This is a genomic window from Cysteiniphilum sp., from assembly GCF_057495195.1.
The window spans coordinates 1-21,797 of record NZ_JBXTEF010000017.1 but is presented as its reverse complement, the minus strand read 5'-3'; the positions used below and the strand labels follow the sequence as shown (position 1 = coordinate 21,797).

Annotated in this window: 20 protein-coding genes, 1 tRNA gene and 1 pseudogene; 14 read left to right on the top strand and 8 right to left on the bottom strand. The window is 38.0% G+C overall.

Annotated elements, in window-relative coordinates; translation table 11 throughout:
• The 3 genes from ACY10D_RS01850 to ACY10D_RS01840 all read left to right on the top strand — a co-directional run.
• Nucleotides 1-546: winged helix-turn-helix domain-containing protein (locus ACY10D_RS01850; protein WP_486999106.1), on the top strand; the 546-nt coding region annotated here is incomplete at its 5' end.
• 110 nt (nucleotides 547-656) lie between these two features.
• Entirely contained in the window at nucleotides 657-2,186 is a 1,530-nt protein-coding gene (locus ACY10D_RS01845) for a S41 family peptidase (RefSeq protein ID WP_486999105.1), read from the top strand.
• 34 nt (nucleotides 2,187-2,220) lie between these two features.
• The gene (locus ACY10D_RS01840) at nucleotides 2,221-3,843 is read left to right on the top strand and encodes a sensor histidine kinase (protein ID WP_486999104.1); all 1,623 of its coding nucleotides are present in this window, start codon (nucleotides 2,221-2,223) and stop codon (nucleotides 3,841-3,843) included.
• On the opposite strand, the gene ACY10D_RS01835 is transcribed toward ACY10D_RS01840, so the two are convergent.
• Nucleotides 3,812-5,206, bottom strand: coding sequence for a D-alanyl-D-alanine carboxypeptidase family protein (locus ACY10D_RS01835; protein ID WP_486999103.1), 1,395 nt, complete (start codon nucleotides 5,204-5,206; stop codon nucleotides 3,812-3,814). The two genes, ACY10D_RS01840 and ACY10D_RS01835, sit on opposite strands and share 32 nt — an antisense overlap.
• 271 nt (nucleotides 5,207-5,477) lie before the next feature.
• Here ACY10D_RS01835 and greA point away from each other — a divergent pair, with 271 nt between their 5' ends.
• The 3 genes from greA to ACY10D_RS01820 are packed head-to-tail and all read left to right on the top strand — an operon-like array spanning nucleotide 5,478 to nucleotide 7,710.
• Nucleotides 5,478-5,957, top strand: coding sequence for a transcription elongation factor GreA (gene greA, locus ACY10D_RS01830; RefSeq protein ID WP_203249922.1), 480 nt, complete (start codon nucleotides 5,478-5,480; stop codon nucleotides 5,955-5,957).
• A 15-nt stretch (nucleotides 5,958-5,972) separates the two neighbouring features.
• Nucleotides 5,973-6,866: a DMT family transporter gene (locus ACY10D_RS01825; protein ID WP_486999102.1), complete on the top strand. Its 894-nt coding sequence runs from the start codon at nucleotides 5,973-5,975 to the stop codon at nucleotides 6,864-6,866.
• A gap of 58 nt (nucleotides 6,867-6,924) precedes the next feature.
• A complete protein-coding gene (locus ACY10D_RS01820; RefSeq protein WP_486999101.1) occupies nucleotides 6,925-7,710 on the top strand; it encodes a helix-turn-helix transcriptional regulator in 786 nt (261 codons plus the stop codon).
• Nucleotides 7,711-7,713: 3 nt separating this feature from the next.
• Here ACY10D_RS01820 and ACY10D_RS01815 read toward each other — a convergent pair whose 3' ends face one another.
• The 4 genes from ACY10D_RS01815 to ACY10D_RS01800 all read right to left on the bottom strand — a co-directional run bounded on the left by ACY10D_RS01815 (nucleotide 7,714) and on the right by ACY10D_RS01800 (nucleotide 11,031).
• Nucleotides 7,714-8,598: a polyprenyl synthetase family protein gene (locus ACY10D_RS01815; protein WP_486999100.1), complete on the bottom strand. Its 885-nt coding sequence runs from the start codon at nucleotides 8,596-8,598 to the stop codon at nucleotides 7,714-7,716.
• Nucleotides 8,592-9,866, bottom strand: a complete 1,275-nt coding sequence (waaA, locus tag ACY10D_RS01810; RefSeq protein ID WP_486999099.1) for a lipid IV(A) 3-deoxy-D-manno-octulosonic acid transferase — start codon at nucleotides 9,864-9,866, stop codon at nucleotides 8,592-8,594. Before waaA ends, ACY10D_RS01815 begins: the two co-directional genes overlap by 7 nt.
• Before the next feature lie 11 nt (nucleotides 9,867-9,877).
• Nucleotides 9,878-10,861 carry an ADP-glyceromanno-heptose 6-epimerase gene (rfaD, locus tag ACY10D_RS01805; protein ID WP_486999098.1) on the bottom strand — a complete coding sequence of 328 codons (984 nt, stop codon included), beginning with the start codon at nucleotides 10,859-10,861 and terminating at the stop codon, nucleotides 9,878-9,880.
• Nucleotides 10,862-10,956: 95 nt separating this feature from the next.
• Nucleotides 10,957-11,031, bottom strand: a tRNA-Arg gene (locus tag ACY10D_RS01800).
• Nucleotides 11,032-11,612: 581 nt separating this feature from the next.
• On the opposite strand from ACY10D_RS01800, the pseudogene putP reads away from it, so the two are divergent.
• A pseudogene (gene putP, locus ACY10D_RS01795) lies at nucleotides 11,613-13,075 on the top strand (sodium/proline symporter PutP).
• A gap of 144 nt (nucleotides 13,076-13,219) precedes the next feature.
• Here the strand turns inward: putP and ACY10D_RS01790 are convergent.
• Nucleotides 13,220-13,990: a 7-carboxy-7-deazaguanine synthase QueE gene (locus ACY10D_RS01790; RefSeq protein WP_486999097.1), complete on the bottom strand. Its 771-nt coding sequence runs from the start codon at nucleotides 13,988-13,990 to the stop codon at nucleotides 13,220-13,222.
• Nucleotides 13,980-14,456, bottom strand: coding sequence for a 6-pyruvoyl trahydropterin synthase family protein (locus ACY10D_RS01785; protein WP_486999096.1), 477 nt, complete (start codon nucleotides 14,454-14,456; stop codon nucleotides 13,980-13,982). Before ACY10D_RS01785 ends, ACY10D_RS01790 begins: the two co-directional genes overlap by 11 nt.
• A gap of 95 nt (nucleotides 14,457-14,551) precedes the next feature.
• Between ACY10D_RS01785 and ACY10D_RS01780 the strand changes: the two genes are divergently transcribed.
• From ACY10D_RS01780 to ACY10D_RS01750, 7 genes are all read left to right on the top strand, one after another.
• Nucleotides 14,552-15,403 (top strand): 7-cyano-7-deazaguanine synthase, encoded by an 852-nt coding sequence (locus ACY10D_RS01780; RefSeq protein ID WP_486999095.1) that lies wholly within the window; start codon nucleotides 14,552-14,554, stop codon nucleotides 15,401-15,403.
• A 165-nt stretch (nucleotides 15,404-15,568) separates the two neighbouring features.
• Nucleotides 15,569-16,390 (top strand): DUF2797 domain-containing protein, encoded by an 822-nt coding sequence (locus ACY10D_RS01775; protein WP_486999094.1) that lies wholly within the window; start codon nucleotides 15,569-15,571, stop codon nucleotides 16,388-16,390.
• Nucleotides 16,391-16,590: 200 nt separating this feature from the next.
• Nucleotides 16,591-17,478: a TIGR01777 family oxidoreductase gene (locus tag ACY10D_RS01770; protein ID WP_486999093.1), complete on the top strand. Its 888-nt coding sequence runs from the start codon at nucleotides 16,591-16,593 to the stop codon at nucleotides 17,476-17,478.
• Between the two features lie 309 nt (nucleotides 17,479-17,787).
• Nucleotides 17,788-18,435, top strand: coding sequence for a DUF47 domain-containing protein (locus ACY10D_RS01765; protein ID WP_486999092.1), 648 nt, complete (start codon nucleotides 17,788-17,790; stop codon nucleotides 18,433-18,435).
• On the top strand, nucleotides 18,435-19,454 hold the full coding sequence (locus tag ACY10D_RS01760; RefSeq protein ID WP_486999107.1) for an inorganic phosphate transporter: 1,020 nt from the start codon (nucleotides 18,435-18,437) through the stop codon (nucleotides 19,452-19,454). Before ACY10D_RS01765 ends, ACY10D_RS01760 begins: the two co-directional genes overlap by 1 nt.
• Nucleotides 19,455-19,472: 18 nt before the next feature.
• The gene (locus tag ACY10D_RS01755; RefSeq protein WP_486999091.1) at nucleotides 19,473-20,825 is read left to right on the top strand and encodes an MFS transporter; all 1,353 of its coding nucleotides are present in this window, start codon (nucleotides 19,473-19,475) and stop codon (nucleotides 20,823-20,825) included.
• 9 nt (nucleotides 20,826-20,834) lie between these two features.
• Nucleotides 20,835-20,984, top strand: coding sequence for an AMP-binding enzyme (locus tag ACY10D_RS01750; protein WP_486999090.1), 150 nt, complete (start codon nucleotides 20,835-20,837; stop codon nucleotides 20,982-20,984).
• A 148-nt stretch (nucleotides 20,985-21,132) separates the two neighbouring features.
• Here ACY10D_RS01750 and ACY10D_RS01745 read toward each other — a convergent pair whose 3' ends face one another.
• Complete coding sequence (locus tag ACY10D_RS01745) at nucleotides 21,133-21,720, bottom strand: MFS transporter (RefSeq protein ID WP_486999089.1); 588 nt, start codon at nucleotides 21,718-21,720, stop codon at nucleotides 21,133-21,135.
• Between the last annotated feature and the right edge of the window lie 77 nt (nucleotides 21,721-21,797).

Genomic DNA, 21,797 nt, shown 5'->3' with positions numbered 1-21,797 from the left:
GTTATCTTGCTTGATTTGATGTTGCCAAATATTTCAGGCATGCAGGTGTATCAAGCAATTCGTCATAGCTATCGAGGAGTCGTCATTATGTTAACAGCGCGTGATGACGATGAATCGGAGATAGAGGGATTAAAATTAGGTGTCAATGATTACCTTAGAAAGCCAGTAAAACCAGAGATACTGCTGTTACGCATTAAGAAGCTTTTACGTGAGAATATTGCAGTTATGACATCAGAAAATGAGCTTGTTTTTGGCTCATTAGTGATTAATAAGACCACTCTAGAGGTTTATTTAAATAATAAAAAGCTTGAGATGCCACAATCAGATATTTCGCTTTTGATTCTATTAGCTGAACATGCCGATCAATTATTAACAAGAGATCAAATATATCAAGAGATCAAAGGGATTCCTTATAATGGGATAGACCGCTCGATTGATACCAAAATATCACATATTCGACGTAAGTTAGGTGATGATCCGCAAACGCCATTTAAGATCAAAACCATTTGGGGAAAAGGGTATATTTTTATCTCAACTGCATGGTGATTTTTGCTTAGACACTTTTTAGACATATTCAGACAGTTTTCATAAAGAAGGGTTTGGGCGTTTATCATACGATAGATGCTTAAGTTAATTAACTATGGAATTGAGGTTAAATGTACAAATTTTTATTAGCAATCACAACACTATCTATGTTAACAAATGTATATGCCGGAAGTTTTCAAATAAACCCGCCAAACAGCAGCTTTGGTGAGAGTTCCTTAAATAACAAAATACAAAAGAGAGGCTATTCTCCAGCAGAGACCTTTGATGATTTGGTCTTGTTTAAAAAATATATTGAAGAAAATGCGCCTTTAGATGCTATTGCTAAAATGACAAATTATCAAAAATGGGTGAATAAGGGACTATTGAAAGCAGGTTTAATGAGTCAGTTAGTTAACAATCAACAGCAGTTTTACAGCACTTTGAATTACTACATTAATGGCTTTACTGACTTTCATACTGCCTTTGGTAGTATTCCTGAGATGACAGATTATCGTTACGCAGGCTTTATAGTGAACTTGCGCTATAACAATCATCATCAGCTAGTTTATAAAGTAGTTAACTCAAGTACTTCTAGTAGTAACAAATTACCGCCAGTTGGCTCTGAGTTGCTTAGTTGTAATGGTTTTCCTGTAGACAACTTGATTAAGTCAAATGTGCTATCTTTTTATTACACCAGTAAAGTGAAGAACATCACTTGGAATAATGTCGTACCATACTTGTTTTTGGCTCAAAAAGGTAATCAGATCGTTTATGGCTTTAAGAAAATCACTATGTGTCGGTTTCGTGTAGGAAAGGTGATTAAAAATTATCACATCCATTGGCATACACCCAGTGTTACAGAGTTAAATAAATTGATATCTCTAGCGAATCAATCAGCCAATGGCATGTCACCTGATGATTTTGCTATTCAATACTTGGCAAATGATATTGCTTTGGTGTCTTTACAAACCTTTCAAATAAGCAATAAAGTAGAGCTTAAGTCTTATGAAAGACTTGTCTCTCAGCTCCCTAAAATAAGAAATATGAAGAAAATCATCTTTGATTTAAGAGGTAATGATGGCGGCTTTCCACAATATGTAAATCAGGTTATTTTGAGCCTTTGGACACCTCAATATTTAAAGTCCTTAGGGTGTAAATTTATATGGAATGATAATTTTTCTATGCAATTTAAAGTGACTCAAAATAACTTTAATGCGCTTAAACAGATGGGGCTAAATGAGCCAAGGTTAATATCAGAAATGTCTTTAGCTTTAAAGAACCAACAAAGCTATCTAAATTATAGGTTTAACATTCTGCCAAGTACGGTAAAGCCAAACAATAAAAACCCTGTAAAGGCAAAAGTTTATGTATTAACTGATAGCACAAATGCTAGTGGTGCACTATGGTTTATTCAAGTAGCGCTTGAGGTCCCTAATACCATTCAAATTGGTCAAACAACTAGAGTTTTTGATGCTACAGGTTTTCCCAGTACATTGATAATAAGTGCGAAAGGAGTTAAATTTGGTGCACAAGTGCCAATGGCAGTTATTAGCTCTCCTACACAAAATTTAAATAAGCCGTTTGTACCTAATAAGCAATTTTATTACTATAATTACTTGGGAGATAATAAGTCTCTTGAGCAATGGATCCAACAATTATAAGTTATCCAAAACCATATAAATTAGGCGATATTTAATGATAAAGCTGTTTTTTAGAAATTATATTCTATTTGCCTTAGTGATGACCACGGTTGTTATTATGCTGTATTTTTATATATTGTTTCTTAATCAGCAAGGGTATATTAAGTCAGCGAATATGTTGGCTCAAGCGCCGTTTGAGTATTTGCAAGAACAATTTCAAAAAGCACCTGAATCCAAATGGCAAGATTTATTGAATCAACTGCAAAAAAACAATAAATACCAAAAGATAAGTATTGTTAATGTTAATAATCTGCCTAAGAGGGTGCGTGATAGCAAAAAGCTCAAATCTGGCGCTATAGTGGGCATTGACACAACAAGTATATTTTCGCCAGATAGCTCAGCATACAATGCGTTTTGGGTATATCAACAAATTGCTAAAACAGATAAATATCTGGCAATACAAGCATCCTCGCCGACAATAGTAATGATTCAAAGAAATACAGAATGGATTAGATTGGTGGCTCAGCAAATATTCCAATCTGTTTCCAAAGAAAACAAGCAAAAAATTATCAAAGAAGCAGAGCAATTGTTTGGTGCCAAGGTAACGCTAAGGGATATATCAACACTGACAGCTTCTGAAAAAGAAAGTATCAAAAAGTGGGGGTTATATGCTTATTCAATTGATGATGATCATGTTGCAACCATTAGTGTTCCTGTTGCAAACAGTCAGTATCTAGTTACAATCGGTGCGCTCAAAGATAGTGTTTATGCACGATACCCATACTGGTTTTTGTTATTAGGAGTGCTTATTTTGCTCATGCTTATTACCTTTATCTGGAGCTACCCATTTTATCGATCTCTTAATAAGCTGCAAAAGCAGGCCGTTGATTATGGTAATGGCAAATTTGATACCAAGCTTAAGGTTTCTAAAACATTGGCATTAAACCCATTAAACAAAGGATTGCATAAGATGGCAGATCAGATACAAACACTTGTTGCCTCACATAAAGAGCTTACCAATGCCGTAGCTCATGAGATTAAAACGCCGCTAGCAAGGGTGCGATTTACTTTAAGTGTGCTAAAGCAAAAGTATAAAACCATTGATCAAAAATATATTAATGATCTTGATGACGATATTGCTATTTTAGATGATCTGGTCAATGAAATTTTATTGCATGCAAAGTTTGATCGCAAAGGTGTTGTGCTAAAAACAGCAGAGGTAAGCCTAAATCAACTACTGCAAGAAAAGGTCAAATGGTTTGCGCATAAATATCCAGATAAAGATTGGACGTTGAAAAATAGCCTAACGGAGATTACTTATGAAATTGATCAAGCGAGCTTCAATCGCGCGTTGGATAATCTATTGCATAATGCTTATCAATATGGTGGTAAGCAAATCACTGTATCACTTGAAGAGCAAAAGGGTGGAATTATAATTGCAATTGCAGATAATGGCGCAGGCATCTCTGATAAGGATAAAGATAAAATTTTCGAGCCTTTTGAGTGCTTATCTGAGTCACGTAATAAAGGAGTGCAAGGTCATGGATTAGGGCTTGCAATTACCAAGAAAATTATTGAGTCGCATCATGGTGATATTAGTGTCGAAACCACTGAAAACAATCAAACTGTTTTCATTATGATATTTCCTAAGCAAACCACAAGGATACAGTGCCTTTAATGCGTTGCCATAATGAACCAGTTGCATCATCTTTTAATGCCACTACTGGGAATGTCTCAATGGTTTTGCCTTTGTACACCATATCTACACTTCCAGCATCAGTGCCTGCTTTAACCGGTGCAACAAGACCTTTAGGGTTTTTGTGTAGTACAAACTGGATATCTTTGGCATCAATATAGCTTGGGAAGCTAATTGCCACGGGCTTTTGTACACCAATGTCCACGGTGTCACTTTCACCCTTGTAAATGCGAATATTGCCTAAGGCGTAATTGGCTGGATAGAAAGTTTTCGTCTGGAAGTTGGAAAAACCATATTCTAGCAATGTTTGGCTATCACGTGCGCTTTGCAAAAGACTGGTTGAGCCAATAACAATTGAGATTAAACGATCATGATCGGGCTTAACCGCTGAAGATACAAGTGAGTAACCAGCAGAGTCCGTTGAGCCTGTTTTGATGCCATCAGCATAAGGATAAATATCCAATAGCTTGTTGTAGTTGCGGGTAACAAAGCCATTCATACTAACACTAGGCATTTTGTAATAGTGATAGTTCTGTGGATAGTCGTAAATAATGTGTTGCGCAAGAACAGATAAATCACGTGCTGTAGTGTATAAGTTAGGGGCTGGTAAACCCATAACATCACTAAAATGCGTGTTAGTCATGCCTAGTTTCTTTGCGGTGAAGTTCATGATATTAACGAAACCTTCTTGCGTACCAGCCAATGTCACCGCTAAGGTGACTGCAGCATCATTACCTGAGGCGACAATGGTTCCTTCTAGTAGCTCTTGAATCGTAACCTCTTGTCCTGCTTTTAAATGCATGCTTGAGCCTGCGGTATGCCAAGCAATAGCAGGGACCTTTACTTTTTGATCAAGCTTGATGCTACCTGCAGCAAGCTTCTGCTCCACGATATAAAGGAGCATCATCTTGGTTAGTGATGCTGGTGCAATGCGCATGTTGGCATTTTTCTCAGCCAATACATTACCTGTCTTAGCATCAATCAGTAGATAGCTTTTGACATTAAGCATCGGTGGTGTAACGACTTGATTGTGCCAGATTTCAGTTGCGGGTGTGATTTTTGGTAATACTAAGTTTGCGGGTGCTTTTGGCACTTGTACCTCAAGGGGGACATTAGCACTTGATGAAACAGCGCCATATGCATTAAGTGGTACTCCCATATAATTAACAGATGTTGCGCCATAAGTATTAGGTTCATTTTGTGTCGTAGATTGCGCTATTTGTGTTGTTTCTGTTTTCTCTGATGTTTTTGTTGCTGTTGCTGCATCTTGAGCAAATGTCAGCTGCGTAGTTAGCAAAGCGATAGAAGACGCTGCAATCAAAGAGATTTTTTTAATAGTAAACATGTTATTACCTATTGTGTTGATGTTTGAATTTATAATGACACTTCAATGTAGCCATTATACTGATCTTAAAAGTCTTTTAAACATAAATACGGCGAAACTTCTATTACAATAGAAATCTGAAATTGCAAACAAAGCACGCTTCGGTATAATGCACTTTAGTGAAAAATTTTTGATAATGCCTAGCATGTTGCATGCTGGGCGTTTTTTATTGTTTAAATTTAAAATAAAGGTCAAAAAGACTAAAAAAATCTAGAAAAATTAAGGATAAAGAATGGCAGTGCGAATTCCAATGACTGTTGCCGGTGAAGCGGCGTTGAAAGCAGAATTACAAGATTTAAAGAGTGTGCAGCGTCCGAAGGTGATTGCGGCAATCTCTGAAGCACGTGAGCACGGTGATTTAAAAGAAAATGCCGAATATCATGCCGCACGTGAGCAGCAAAGCTTTATCGAAGGGCGCATTCAAGAGCTTGAAGGCAAGCTTGGCAATGCGCAAGTGATTGATATTGCCAATATGACCAATAGTGGCAAAGTGATCTTTGGTGCGACGGTTACCTTGGTAAATATTGACAGTGATGAAGAGATAACCTATCAAATCGTCGGCGAAGATGAAGCAGATATCAAGTGCAATAAGATCTCATTAAGTTCGCCATTAGCGCGTGGCCTTATTGGCAAAGAAGAGGGCGATGAAGCCAATATTGCAACGCCTTCAGGCGTGGTTGATTACGAGATTGTGACGGTTGAATATCGATAACTGTGATCATTGACAATGAATTATATTTTACTGTTATTTATCGGGGTTATCTGGGGTGGTCAGTTTGTTTTAATCGACTTTTCTTTAGCCAGTTACACGCCTGAGCAACTTGCTTTATTAAGAACATTTTATGCCGCAGTTTTTTTGATTGTCTTTTGTTTGGTTGCCAAAAGAAAACGTTATAAAAGAGATTTTAAAACATGGTCTAAAGTTGCAGCAATTGGTGTGCTTGAAGTGGTGATTCCATTTACTTTGGTGATGTGGGGGCAACAGTACGTTTCAGGTAGTATGGCATCGATTTTGATGGGTACGATTCCATTTTTTACCATCATCTTAGTGTTATTGACACGTGTTGAGCGTGCGACAGCAGCCAAATTTATGGGTATGTTTATTGGTTTTATTGGCTTACTAATTTTGTTTGCACCTGACTTAATAGCAACAGGTCTATCAAGCGCGCTATTACCACAATTAGCGATTATGCTTGGCGCGTTATCGTTTGCCAGTGCGTTAATCATTATCAGAAGTCTGCCCAATGAAGATGCATTTTTGCTATCACGTGATGCGTTTATCATTGGCACGATTATCATGCTTGGCATAAACCTTGGCAATGGCTCGCTGCAAGGTATGCACTTTTCTTTATATCCTTCTATTGCGTCAATTATCTTAGGTGTATTCTGCTCAGGGTTGGTTTATGTGCTATATGTGAGCTTAATTAAACGTGCAGGCGCTGGCTTTTGCTCATTATCAAACTATCTTGTGCCTTTATTTGGCAGTTTACTTGGTGTCATCATTATGGGCGACCATATTAGTATCAATATGGTATTTGCTTGCTTGTTGATTTTATTATCTATTGCTGTTGAACCAATATTGAGCCTGCTAAAGCGTCAAAGTCGTAGAAAAGCAAGCTGACATTAACACACAGTAAGCTATACTTGACTGCACGGACACTGAAAATGAATTTCAGTTTATGAAAAAACATGTCATCACTTCGTTGCTGAAAATACAAGAAGAAGATCTTGAAGCTATGCTTTATGATAGTGCCACTAATGCGGCAATTATCAGGCAAATTTTAGATATTATTTGTGAGGATACGATTAGCACCTTAACGTGGGTACGGCGTTTTGAGGCGAATCAATATGCGATGATCACAAGCTTTACTAAAGCGCTGATTAAGCCCTATCTTGAGCTTGGCTTATGGCGTTATGACCCCTCAATTATCCCTAAGCAAACCAATGTATTTAAAGTATTTACTTATAATGAATTAACCTGTGATCAGATGAAACATAAGCTGATCACTCAAGATGCGCATAATATAGTGCTTTATATTGTGAGGTGTTATCACCATTATACGGATCATTTCTCTTTTGATATCAATGCAGATTATTTTAATAAGCTAACATTTGAGGATAAAACCAAGCTTTATCAGTGCTTGACAGACTGTATTGATCTATTGATGAGTGTGGTGCGATTTCATACATTAATTGAGATTAAGGGCTTTAGTGATGACACAGTGATGCCTGAAATCGTGCGCTTACCTCAAAATTTACAGCAGCGCTTAAAATTGACAGATCTAAATGTTGAGTATTTACGCTTTATCGCAACGGGTGCAACGGCGAAAGAGATTGCGATGCATGCAGGGCGCTCCTATCGCTCAGTGCAGGGCAGTATTGCTAGTTTGTGTGAGAAACTGAATTGTCAGAGTAAGAATCAACTGATTAGTTTGGCGCGGATTATTACTAGCTATATAGAGTAATGATCAATGCGTACGCCTAATAATATATTCAGCTAGTTGCGCTAATGATGTCGTGTCATGCTCTTTGATTTGTTGCAGATGCGTCATGGATTGCGCAAATAACTCATCCAATAATTGTTGTGTCTTTTCAATACCCAACAAAGAAGGGTAGGTGGATTTGTTGAGTTTAATATCACTCGTGTTATTCTTGCCTAAAGTCGCTGTGTCAGAAGTCACTTCAAGCAAATCGTCTTTGACTTGAAAGGCTAATCCAATACATTGACTAAATGCAATAAGCTGTTTTTCAACGGTTTGATCCGTGTAATAAGGCGAGGCAATAAAAGGTAAAACAACAGCAGCGGTTAAGAGCTTACCTGTTTTTAAGCGATGTATTGTCTCAATACTCTGGATATTTTGTGCTTGACCCTCAGCATCAATATCTAATTGCTGACCATCGACCATGCCTTGGCTGCCAGCATGCGTTGCCAACAGATAAAGTGCTTTTTGCAGTTGTTTAATATCGATAGCTTTTAATTCACTCAAAGCCTGAAATGCGAGTGTCTGCAATGCATCACCTGCTAAAATGGCGGTGGCTTCATCAAATTGAATATGACATGTCGGTTTACCACGACGCAAATCATCATCATCCATTGCCGGAAGGTCATCATGAATCAATGAATAAGCGTGAATTGCTTCTAGTGCTAAAGCAATATGCTTGATGTTGTGAGGATCACAGTTAAAACAGCTACCACTTAAGAAGCTCAAGATGGCACGAATACGCTTGCCACCACTAAGAAAGCTATATGCCATGGCTTCTTTCAAACGTAGGCTTTGAATGGATTGCGCTAAGAAATAGTCCTTGGCAAAATCTTCAAAATCATCCTTTATTTGTGTGAATTCGCTTAACATAAAAATCCTTTAATGATCGAGAGTTGTTTGTCAAGTGCGCCTTTGTTTTGTTGAAAAACCGTTAATGCTGCATTACCTTGAGATTGCGCTAATCGTGGGTTATTAAAAAGTGTCTGTAATTGCTTGACTAATTCATCGCTATTATTGACTAGGGTTAAAGCGTGCTCAGCTTGTAGTTTTTCAGCAACTAAAGCGAAATTAAACACCGATGAGCCCGATAAAACAGGCTTAGCAAGAGCCGCGGGCTCAAGCATATTATGCCCACCATTATTGACAAAACTACCACCAACAAAAGCGATATCACTTGCGGCATATAACAACATCATCTCACCCATGGTATCCCCTAGATAGACATCATCGTTATGGTGATATTGATCTAGACTTCTACGGCTGTAGTTAAACTTGTATGCTTTAATTAATTCAGCGACTTGATTAAAGCGCTCAGGATGCCTTGGCACTAAAATCAATAATGTATTAGGTGTTGCTTGTAGTAACTTACGATGCGTTTCAAGAATAATCTCGTCTTCACTTTGATGCGTACTTGCGGCAATCCAGATATGCTGTTTTGCAAAACGCTGACGTAAATTTTGCGCATTTTTAAGAAGATTATCCGCAATTGGAAAGTCATATTTGATATTGCCATCAACGCTTATTTTATCTTTGGGCATGCCAAGCATCAAAAAACGCATTGCATCATCATCAGATTGTGCGCTGATATGACTGATTTGTTTAAGCATGTGACGCATAATAAAGCTAATTTTGGCATAACCTGTCGCTGATTTTTGTGATAAACGTGCATTGATTAAAATGCTTGGAATGTGGTGTTTTTCGCATTGTGCAAGTAGGTTTGGCCAAATCTCCGTTTCCATAATAATACAGAGTTTAGGATTGGTGCGTTTGATAAAGCGCTTTAACAAGCAGGGGATATCATAGGGGATATAGCTGTGTTTGACATTGTCAAAGTCTTTATAAAGCTTCTGCACCTGAGTGCTCCCCGTTGGCGTCATGGTCGTGACGACAAAGATTTTTTGCGGACAGCTTAGGGCAAGCTTTTTTACCAAAGGCGCGATAGCAATACTCTCACCCATCGAGACTGAGTGAATCCAAATACTTTCATCAGTCTTAAAGGGGGTAAAGCCAAAGCGCTCACGCATTCTTTGGCGATAGCCTTTGTTTTTGCGACTACGAATTAATTTTTTGATACTGATAAAGGGTAAACCTAGACAAAACAATAGGCTGTAAATTAGGCGAATAAGAGTGTAGATCATATTTTATTATTTTATTTATTATGTTTTTCAAGCCATTGTAAGTAATCCGTCACACCTGTTTTGACATCTCTGAAATTAACATCGCAACCTGCTTCACGCAATTTGTCTAAGTTGGCTTCAGTGTAACTTTGATAATGTCCTTTAAGATGCTCTGGAAACTCGATATATTCGATACTACCTTCTTTGTGAAAATCAATGACAGCATGAGCGATGTTGTTAAAAGGTTCAGCTTTGCCTGTGCCACAGTTAAAGATCCCAGAGACTTGCGGGTGATCCAAAAACCACAGATTAACCTTGGCAACATCTTCGACATAAATGAAATCGCGCATTTGTTGGCCTGCTGCAAAACCATCATAGGCATCAAAAAGTTTAACTTTTTTATGTGATTTAAACTGATTGTAATGATGAAAGGCAACACTTGCCATTGAACCCTTGTGTGTCTCGTGTGGTCCGTAGACATTGAAGTATTTTAAGCCAACGATTTGGCTTTGTGCATGTGGCAAAAACTTGCGAACGTATTGATCAAATAAGAACTTAGAGTAACCATAAACATTCACCGGTTTCTCATATTGACGCTCTTCAATAAAGGTTGTGTTATTGCCATATGTAGCAGCACTAGAGGCATAAATAAATGGAATCTTGTGGCGCATCGCAAAATGCAAAAGGATCTTGCTGTATTCGTAGTTGTTTTCCATCACATATTGACCATCCCACTCAGTCGTCGCCGAGCAAGCTCCTTGATGGATGATGGCAGTAATATCATTAGGATTAAGCTTCAAGCCCGCGTTTGGTGTATAGTAAGCTAAATCAGACTCAATCGCCTGCAAAAAAGGTGTTTGATCACAATAATCTGCAATCTCATAATCAACCAAATTGATAAATTTATGCCCATCTTTTAGGTTGTCAACAACGAGAATATCTTCATGTCCACGTAGGTTAAGCTGCTTGATAATATTTGCGCCAATGAATCCGGCGCCACCTGTAACAATAATCATTGATTTGCTCCATGTGTTAAAACGACGGCAATTCTAACAAAAAAAACGCAAGTTGGCTGTAATTTCTGTGATTAAATCAGCGTTGAATAAGTGTGTGGTGTCCCGAGTAGGAATCGAACCTACATCTAGCCCTTAGGAGGGGCTTATTCTATCCGTTGAACTATCAGGACGAGAAGATGAATGATAATGCCTCAAAAGAGACTCATATTCAAGTAGATATAGAAACTAAACACCTAAGGCATAAGAGATATATGAAAACATACTGTCATTAATTTTATTGGGATAAGCTTGTTCTGCTATTTGCAATTTATAAAACTTTTGAGTATCCTCATCTGGTTTATGTAGATAAATGTCATAAATACAAATAAATAGGTTAAAAATACGGGGAATATATCCATTGTAAATCATTTTGTGGTATTTAATCATAAATAGTTTGTGATGGGTATAGCAGGAAAGACTTTAATGTTTTGGAGGAGTTTATGGGATCTTTTGGTTCGTGGGCAGTTATGTTTGTGCCGTTGGTTATAATTATTGGTTTGTCATTGGCAAATTATATTAAAAATAGACCTTAGACTTATCATTGATTACTAAAAAGACACTAGAGGTTAGGGGGTATGATACTTCTAGGTTGTTTTAGTCAATATACCCATTGTAAATCATTTTGCGATGTTTAGTTGCAAAGCAAGAAATTCTGTAAAATGGTTTGTGATGGGTATATATTGTTTAGGTAGTTAAATAAAAGGGGTAGGGGATGACAATGTTAGTTATTGTGTTTGTGCTGTATATCAGCATTATTTTAGGGCTAGGTATCTGCTCATATTTTTATACAAAAAATCTACATGATTATATGCTCGGTGGACGTTCATTAAGTGGTCCCATTGCCGCTCTAGGAGCTGGTGCTTCTGATATGAGCTCATGGTTGTTACTTGCGTTGCCTGGCGCTGTGATGCTTAATGGTTTAAATCAAATTTGGTTACCGCTTGGCTTATCATTGGGTGCTTATTTAAACTGGCAGTTTGTTGCTAAGCGCTTGCGTGTTTATACTGAAGTTGCTAATGATTCAATTACGATTCCATCGTATTTTGAAAATCGCTTCATGGAAAAAAGTGGTATGCTGCGCCTGCTCAGTGCGCTAGTGATTTTGATCTTTTTTACTTTCTATACGGCATCAGCATTTGTGGCTGGCGGCTTGTTATTTGGTTCAACTTTTAAAATTGATTACACCACAGGGTTATACATTACTGCATTGATTATTTTAGTTTATACCTGTGTCGGTGGCTTTTTAGCGATCTCATGGATTGATTTTTTCCAAGGTGCTTTGATGTTTGTTGCTTTGATTATTGTGCCTGTTACCGTATGGGTGCATATTGGCAGTTTATCTGAAGCATTACATACAGTTTCCAAGCAATCACCGGTATATTTAAACGCCTTTAAAGGCACAAGCATTATTGGGGTGTTGTCACTCTTTGCTTGGGGGTTAGGTTATTTTGGCCAACCGCATATTTTGGTGCGTTTTATGGCAACTAAGAGTGCCAAAACCATCCCGCAAGCGCAGTTTATCTGCATGACATGGATGTGTGTGGCACTCATTGGTGCAGTCTTTACTGGGCTTTTTGGTATTGCATATTACGCGCCACATACGCTTGAAAATCCTGAAACGGTTTTTATTGTGTTAGCAGAAACACTGTTTAATCCGTGGGTGGCAGGTGTGCTATTAGCCGCAGTTTTATCAGCAACGATGAGTACGGCTTCGGCACAGCTTCTGGCGTCCTCAAGTGCAGTGGTTGAGGACTTTTATCACAAATTTATTCGTCCAAATGCTAAAGCCAATGAAATGCTCATTATTAGTCGCATTATTGTAACCGTGATTGCTATTATTGCAGTGTTATTAGCACTTGATCCTAAGAGCTCGATTTTAAACCTAGTTGGTTATGCTTGGGCAGGACTAGGTGCATCATTTGGTCCGATTATTGTGTTGTCACTTTTCTGGAGACGCATGAATTTAACAGGTGCTTTTTTTGCGGCATCGTCGTTGGTGCATTAACCGTTATTATTTGGCCTTATCTAAAGGCTTTTGGTGGCATTTTTGAGTTATATGAATTGCTTCCTGGCTTTATCTTTGCCTGTATTGCTATCTATTTAGGAAGTGTCTTGAGTAAAGAGCCAAGTGATGAGATGTATCAACGTCACCAACAAATGCTTGATCATCTATAGTAATGATGTATATTCCCATCGTAAATCATTTCGCAGTGTTTGGTTGTGGAATAGTTTGTGACGGGTATAAGTAAACGCCACTAGCTAATACCTCGCCCCTTGCGGGAGAGGTCGTTGAGCCTAAGTTCAACGGGTGAGGGGGAATTAAACACCAATTTTGTCATCAAAGGCAATAATATGATCGCGACCGGTGAAGTTAAAACCGTGCATAAGGGCGAGATCAATAATTTTGGGATATGCTTTAATCATTTCTTGGCGAGTGCTGCCTGCGGGCATTAAATACACTTTATGCTTTGGAATATTAAGCTCATTAATCAAAGATTTTATTTCTGTTAGATTCCCATCACTGCCATCACACACTGGTTTTAATTGATAATCATGGTGGTAATCAATCATTTGACGCATGGCAGTAAGATTTAAGCGATATTTATTATGTTGATCAATCAACTTTTGATCAACAACAGTGCCTTTAGGTGTATTTATACCTAGCTTTGGAATGCTGTTAGTAAACTTAGGAGACAAACTTAACAGATCAATCGGATAATCGGTTTTTATAAAGTGCGAGCTTTCAGTCTCTAATGTCACAAATAGCTTATGCTCATGTGCTAAATGCATGATCTCATTAATCAGCATGGGATGCATGGTTGGCGCACCTCCTGTGAGCATAATTTCTTTGATGTCAGGATATGCTTTGATCATATCAATAATATCATTAAAACAAAACTTACCTTTATCCGCGTGAATGCTTGAGTACCATGTGTCACACCAGCCACCATCCTCACCGAAGTGGCAACGATGCGTACAACCCGTAGTGCGAATTGCAAATGAGGGATGTCCTCGGCGTGATCCCTCACCTTGTAAACAAGGATAAAGTTCAATAATCGGCAGTGTTTTATGGTAATCACTAATGCGCATAATCAATCTCAACGGCGCCAAGGTTTTTGTTATTCTCCATCACATCAACACGAAATAATGTCACACGATGATTGCTATGCTGCTGTACTAAAGGATTTAAGGTGTTTAGTACAAACTCGGCAATGCCCTCACAGCTAAAGTACGGCAAGGTGCGTAATTGTAATAATCCTTGTTGCTCCAATGCTTTAAATGTCTCAAGGGCAGGATCTTTTTGTGACAGGACAACGGTGTGATCAAACATATAATGAAACCACTCTTTAGCTGTCATGCCGTCAATGGTGTGATTTTTGTCTTTAAGCCAACCAAAATCCCAGACCCAGTTATGCTGATCGAGTGATTTAGCAGCAAAATGTAAACGAAAAGAAATGGCATAACCATGCAAAAAGCGGCAGTGTGAATGTTCAGCATTCCACTGGCGAAAGCAAGTGGAAAAGCCATCAAGATATTTTTCAACTCGATAAATCATTATGGTATGATACTTTGAATTTTTGAGCACTATACCATTTGCAGATGATTTTATAAACTTTTGCATTGAAATTAGGGAATGATTTGGAGAATAGAATGAGTAATGAAATAAAAAATAATATAAAAAATAATGCAAAAAATAAATATGCGGTATTGTCGCTTTCAGGTGGTATGGATTCATCTTCATTGATGTTGCGTTTACTGGCTGATGGCTATGAGGTGACAGCGATTTCATTTGACTATGGTCAAAAGCATAAAGTAGAGCTAGAGAAAGCGTTGAGTCTTACTGATTACTTAAAACAACAGGGTCTTAAGGTTAAACATCATATCATCAGTATCGATGGTCTATCACAATTATTACACTCCGCATTGATCAGTGGTGGCGAGGATGTACCAACTGGGCATTATCACGAGAGTAATATGCGTCTAACTGTTGTGCCAAATCGCAATAAAATATTTAGCTCCATCATTCAAGCTGCAGCATTATCGATTGCCGAGGCGCAAAACACCGATGTGATTATTGCAATGGGTGTTCATGGTGGAGATCATGCAACCTATCCTGATACTCGACAATTATTCCGTGATAAAGATTACGATGCCTTTATCGCAGGGAATTGGGATGCTGAGAAAGTCACATATTACTTGCCTTATATTAATAGTACAAAGACTGATGTGTTACGTGATGGCATGCGCGCTTGTGAGGCATTGGGATTAAAGTATGAGGAAGTGTATGAGATGACTTTCACTTCATATATTCCGGTTGAGCATGACAATACGATTTACAGTGATTATCAATCGGCTTCATCGATTGGGCGTATTGAAGCTTTTTTGAACCTAGGGCTTCAAGATCCGGCCGCTTATGCTGATGAGTTGGGTCCTGTGACTTGGCAAACTGTGAAGGCACATGCACAAAAAACGCTTACTGAGTTTAAAAAGCAAGAAGTTTAAATAAGACAATCACCGTACCCTGAGCGAAGTCGAAGGGTGTATACCCTTTGTGTTTTACAATGGCTTCGACTAATGCTCAGCCAACGGTGGATAGTGCAAGTGATGGATAAGTTGCTTGAATGAAATGCAAAAAACAAAAAGATAAAAAAACAAAAAGAGTGTTGAATGACTGAATATACTTTGCATCTGCAAAAAATGAAAACCTCACTAGATCATGACAATAATGCTTGTTATCAACTACAAGATATCCATATGAATGACTTATTGGGTAAGGTGATTAAGCTTGAGTTTTTAAATGAAATCAATTGCGTTGCCTGTGGGCGATTAACCAAAAAAAGCTTTAGTCAAGGCTATTGTTTTCCTTGTATGCGTAGCTTACCTGAGTGCGATACTTGTATTATCAAGCCTGAATTATGTCACTTTCATGAGGGGACATGTCGTGATAGTAACTGGGGAAGTGAGCATTGTATTAAGCCGCACTTCATCTATCTGGCAAATACTGCCAAAGCAAAGGTTGGCATTACACGCGAGAAAAACACGCCAGCACGTTGGATTGATCAAGGTGCGGTACAAGCTTTACCGATTATTAAGGTTAGTGAGCGTTTGTTATCAGGACTGATTGAAACCAAGCTTGCGAAACACTTAGCCGACAAAACCAATTGGCAAGCAATGCTAAAAGGGCAGCCTGATGCGATTGATTTGTTATCAATAAAAAATGAAGTGCTCCTAAAAGAGCAGGATTTTATTGAATCACTCAAAACACAATATGGCACACAGTCAATTGAACTGATGAATAATGAAGTGATTGATATTCATTATCCTGTGCTTTCATATCCGCAGAAAGTTAGCTCACATAATCTGGATAAAACCCCATTGATTGAAGGCACCTTATTAGGTATCAAAGGGCAATATATTATCTTAGATACGGGGGTAATGAATATGCGCAAGTTTGCTGGATATAAATGCCATTTAATCACGAATGTGTAACTTCATGTTTATGTAAGGTTTTGTTGGCTATGACCATATTCCTGCCTACTTTGATTTTGTAAGCGTTGGCTGAGCGTAAGTCGAAGCCTCTATACGGTGAGCACTTATGGGTGAATATTTAGTCTTAGCCATTTTGTTGTATACAGAAATATAAAAAACATAAAGAGAATAAAAAACAAATAATCAGCAAGGAGCATATTATGGTCAAGGTATTAATCGCTGGAGGCTCAGGGTTTATTGGTCAAAACCTTGTCCGTCATCTTAAGAAACATGGTTATTGGGTGTCATTATTAAGTCGTCAAATGCAGATAATCAATGGCTTTGATGAATGTATTACGTGGCAGAACCTCACGACGACAAAAATGACACAATTTGACATAGTGATTAATTTATGTGGATTTGGTATTGGTGAGCAGCGTTGGCGTAAATCAATAAAAGATAAGATAATAAACAGTCGTATTGAACCAACTGAGCGCTTGATTAAACTCATTGGTGATCATGATGTGTGGTTGATTAATTCCAGTGCGATTGGCTTTTATCCCTTCTCTATCAAAGAACAGGATGAGACACATATTATCCAAAGAGCGAGGGCAAATAGCGGGTTTTGTCAATATGTTGTGAATCAATGGGAGGCGGTGGTCAATCGCGCGCGTTTACGTCGCAAAACCATTGTGCGCTTTGGTGTCGTGCTTGGTAAAGGGGGAATGCTTGATAAACTGCTGCCAACTGCCAAAAAGGGATTAGGAGCCATAATTGGTAATGGTCAGCAGATGATGTCATGGGTGCATATTGATGATCTGTGTCAGGCAATGGTTTTTATCCTTGAACAAAAGTGCATAAATATTAATATCAATATTACTTCGGGCAATGCCTGTAGCCAGAGAGTATTTATTAAGGCGTTGGCAAAAACACTTAACAAACCCTGTTACTTAGTTTTACCGCAATGGTTGGTGAGATTAATGTTTGGACAAATGGGTAAGGAGCTACTGCTTACTTCACACAATATCTCACCAAAATACCTACAGGAAAAAGGGTTTATGTTTGAATATCCATATATTGAGACGGCATTGATGGATTTGTTGGCGTAATATTTGGGCTGTGACTATATTCCTGCCCACTTTGATTGTGTAAGCGTTGGCTGAGCGTAAGTCGAAGCCTTTATGAAGTATGATTTTCCCAAGCTACCCTTCGACTTACGCTCAGGGTACGGGTAGCACTTGTGGGTGAGCATTTAGTCTTAGCCAATATTTGTGATGAGATTATAAACGGCTTTCTTTTTGCCTATTACCTCATGTTTTAAGTATATAAGCTATGGTAAAAAATAAAGTTTAAGGTTGTGTTTTACGTCAATACGATTATTATGGCGATACCTGAAAGGTTTTAAGAAAAATGCGCTTATGTTGCGAAAAATTATCAAGTCGTTGATTCCGTCACGCGGGGAAGTTTTTTTTGATCTATTTGTTGAGTCAGCACAAAATGTGCATTTCTCAGCATCACTTCTGGTTGATATTGTTAATGAAGAAAATGCTTATAAAGCAACTGAGTTAATGGCTAAATTGCGTCAGCAACGTCAAAATGCCGTAGATATCAATAAAAAAATCATTGTTGAGTTGAATGAGCAATTCATTACGCCAATTGATCGCGGCGATATTTTTCATTTATCGGGAATTATGCTTAAGCTGACTAAACGCATTATTAAGATCAACAAAAAAATGCAAATTTATGCGATCGATAGCAAAGTCGATGACTGCTTGATTCGCAGTGTTGTCACCTTACAAGAAATTACCAAGTCACTATGTGATTTACTCATTGCATTTAAAAACAAAGATGGCGACAAAATTAAACTTGCGTCACAACGCGCAACTGAGTTTGATGAGAATGTGGTTGAAGATTTGGGTGATGCGATTGATCTGATCAAAAAGGCTGACTACGACACATTGACGACGATTAAACTAAAGGAAGTGTTCAAGGCTGTGGAATCAGCGGTTGATACCAGTGCTACTTTATGTGATTCTGTGATGCGTATTTACGTCAAGGAAATCTAATTATGATGATAGTTCTTGTTAGCATTATCATCATTGCACTTTTTTTTGAATTTATTAATGGTTTTCATGATGTTGCTAATGTTGTGGCAACACCGATTGCATCAAAGTCATTATCTCCATATCAAGCGATTATTATTGCGGCGATTTTCAATTTCGTCGGTGCGTTTATCGGTACAGCAGTAGCGACAACGATCAGTAAAGGTTTGGTTGATGCTAATGTTATTACGCATTTAGTATTAATTGCTGCATTGTTCGCTGCGATTAGTTGGAATCTGTTTACTTGGTATTTTGGTATTCCATCGAGCTCATCGCATGCACTGATTGGCTCTTTGGTAGGGGCTGCTATTGCTGCAAGTAATGTCCATACGATTCATTATGGTATTTTGGTTGGTAAAATTATCGTGCCGATGGTGCTATCACCAATCTTGGCATTTTTCTTAGCACTTATCTTAGTGGTTATTCTATTTAGAATCCTAAGCAAGCGTAAAACACCACGCAAATCAAATGCACGTATTCGTGAGATGCAAGTGATCTCTAGTAGTTTATTGGCGTTAAGTCATGGTTCAAACGATGCGCAAAAAACGATGTCGATTATTACCTTGGCATTATTTAGCTTTGGTATGGTGTCAACGGTTGCACATATTCCTGTATGGGTGATTTGCTTGTGTGCTTTAACTATGGCACTTGGCACGTTATCTGGTGGGATGCGCATTATTAAGACATTGACAACACGTGTTGCCAAAATCGGTCCAGCGAACGGTTTTGCCGCTGAGATGAGCTCAGGTTTGCTGATTCTGGGTGCTTCACATCTAGGCTTGCCAGTGAGTACCACGCAAGCTGCTTCAGGCTCAATTATGGGAGCAGGTTATCCTGAAAGTGGTGGTGTTAATTGGCGTGTGGTAAGAACAATGGCGACTGCTTGGCTTTTAACCTTACCATGTTGCATTATTATGAGCTTTATTGCTTATAAATTACTCTTTGCACTTTTTGGAGACTTGGGGATATCCGTTAATATTTAGTCATATTGAGGTTTAACTATGTTGTTAAAATCAGAAAAGAAATCGACATTAAGTATTGCCAGTATTTATGCTTTTAGAATGCTGGGGCTTTTTATTATTTTACCTATTTTCAGCCTGTATGCCGATAAGATCATTGACGCAACACCGACATTAATTGGTGTGGCATTGGGTATTTATGGCTTAACGCAAGCATTATTACAGATCGTTTTGGGCGTGTTATCCGATAAGTATGGACGAAAGCCCGTTATATTGTTTGGTTTGATCGTATTTATTATTGGTAGCATTGTTGCTGCGATGTCACATACGATCTATGGCATTATCATTGGTCGCGCTTTGCAAGGAGCAGGTGCCATAGGTAGTACACTTACCGCTTTAGTCGCTGATACAACCAAAGAAGAAAATCGTATGAAAGCAATGTCAGTGATTGGCATGACGATCGGTTTATCGTTTATTGGCGCAATGGTGCTAGGTCCCATTTTAAATACATGGATTGGTTTGTCGGGTATCTTTTGGTTGACGGCCATCTTAGGTGCTATTGGTATTGTTATCTTAATCTATGGTGTGCCAACGCCGACAAAAATTATTTTTCATAAAGGATCTGAAACAACACCTAGTCAAATCAAGAGTGTATTGAAAAAGCCTGAATTATTGCGTTTAAACTATGGTATATTTAGCTTGCATGCAATGCTAACGGCATTGTTTCTCGCTATTCCAGTTATTTTAATTGACTATATTGGCATAAGTGTCGATAAGCAGTGGATTATTTATCTGCCTGTACTGTTTATTTCATTTTTCCTTATGGTGCCATTTATCATTATTGCTGAGACTAAAAATTTGATGAAACCTGTTTTTGTTGGTGCAATCATTATCCTCACGGCAATGCAGTTTTTACTGTATGAATTTGATCATCATGTCATTGTGATGAGTCTTTTATTAGTGCTATATTTTGCAAGCTTTACCTTACTTGAAGCAGCTTTGCCATCACTGATCTCAAAAATGGCCCCAATTAGTAGCAAAGGCACGGCAATGGGGGTTTACTCCAGTGCGCAGTTCTTTGGCATATTTTTTGGTGGTGTATTAGGTGGAGTGATCATGCATCACTTTGGTATACAGGGTATCTTTATTTTCAATGGTCTGTTAGGTGTGTTATGGATTGTCATTGCAGCAACAATGCAAAAACCAAAACAATTAAGCTCTAAACTATATAGTATCAATAAAGCTCAAGATATAGATGTTAAGGCGCTACAACAAAGTATTCTGAATTTGCCAGGAGTTGAAGAGGCAATGGTCTGTTTAGAAGAGGGGGCTGCCTACCTTAAAGTCGATAAAAAAATATTTGATGAATCAGCGTTAAAACCTAAAATTTGTTAATGACTGATTTTGATTTCAATAAAAGTTGAACAAGCACTACTGTCACATCATGCAGTACTTGAATGTGCTGTTGTTGCAAAGCGTGATAATCTTTGGGGTGAAGTGCCGGTGGCAATTATCCGACACAGTCTAAAAAGGGGAACGATATTGGTCAGCTGATATGATTGCTCAATACCTATTTTTAAACTGTGTCGATCTGCCCCTCGCCCCAAGCAGAGTCGTATATTGGAATATGTAAAGATTGTAGTTGATATCAGTTGATAAAAATATCCCTAAAAAGTAGGGGGTTGTTACGAATGATCTGTAGCTAACCGACTTGACTGACTTGATCTAATGATTCCATCTTTTCACTTTTTAATACCCTAAGATATACAAATGTACATATAACTCCGATTCCCCCGATGACGCCATAAAATTGCCATAAGTGAAAGTTATCTATATATTTTATAAACCAACTACCGAAATAATTTCCTAGACTCCCACCTACTGCCCATGAAATATTAGATAGGCCAAAGTATGTTGCACTGGTATTTTCATTGGTAAATGTACTAATGAAAATCTCCGAGCATGGCAGAATAATTGTCTCTCCTATCGTGTAAAGCGCTATGCAAGACAATAACCATATGATCGAATGATTTAATGGCACAGCGATAAACCCTATGGCAATAAAAGCAAAACCTATCATTATAGCAACAAGTGGTGGAATTTTGTTTATAAGTGGCATAAACACAATCATCAAAATAATCCCAACAATTCCATTGACAAGAAATAAATAGCTTGCCCATGTATTATTACCTATATGTTCAGCATATAGAGGAAAAGAGATATATAGCTGTGAAAACAAAAACCACCAAAATAACATGAATACATTAAACAACATGAATCTTTTGTTCATTAACCCATATTTCGCACCAAGGTAATCGATTTTGCATTATCTTATATATGGTCACATTTTAAGCACATAAAAGGTGA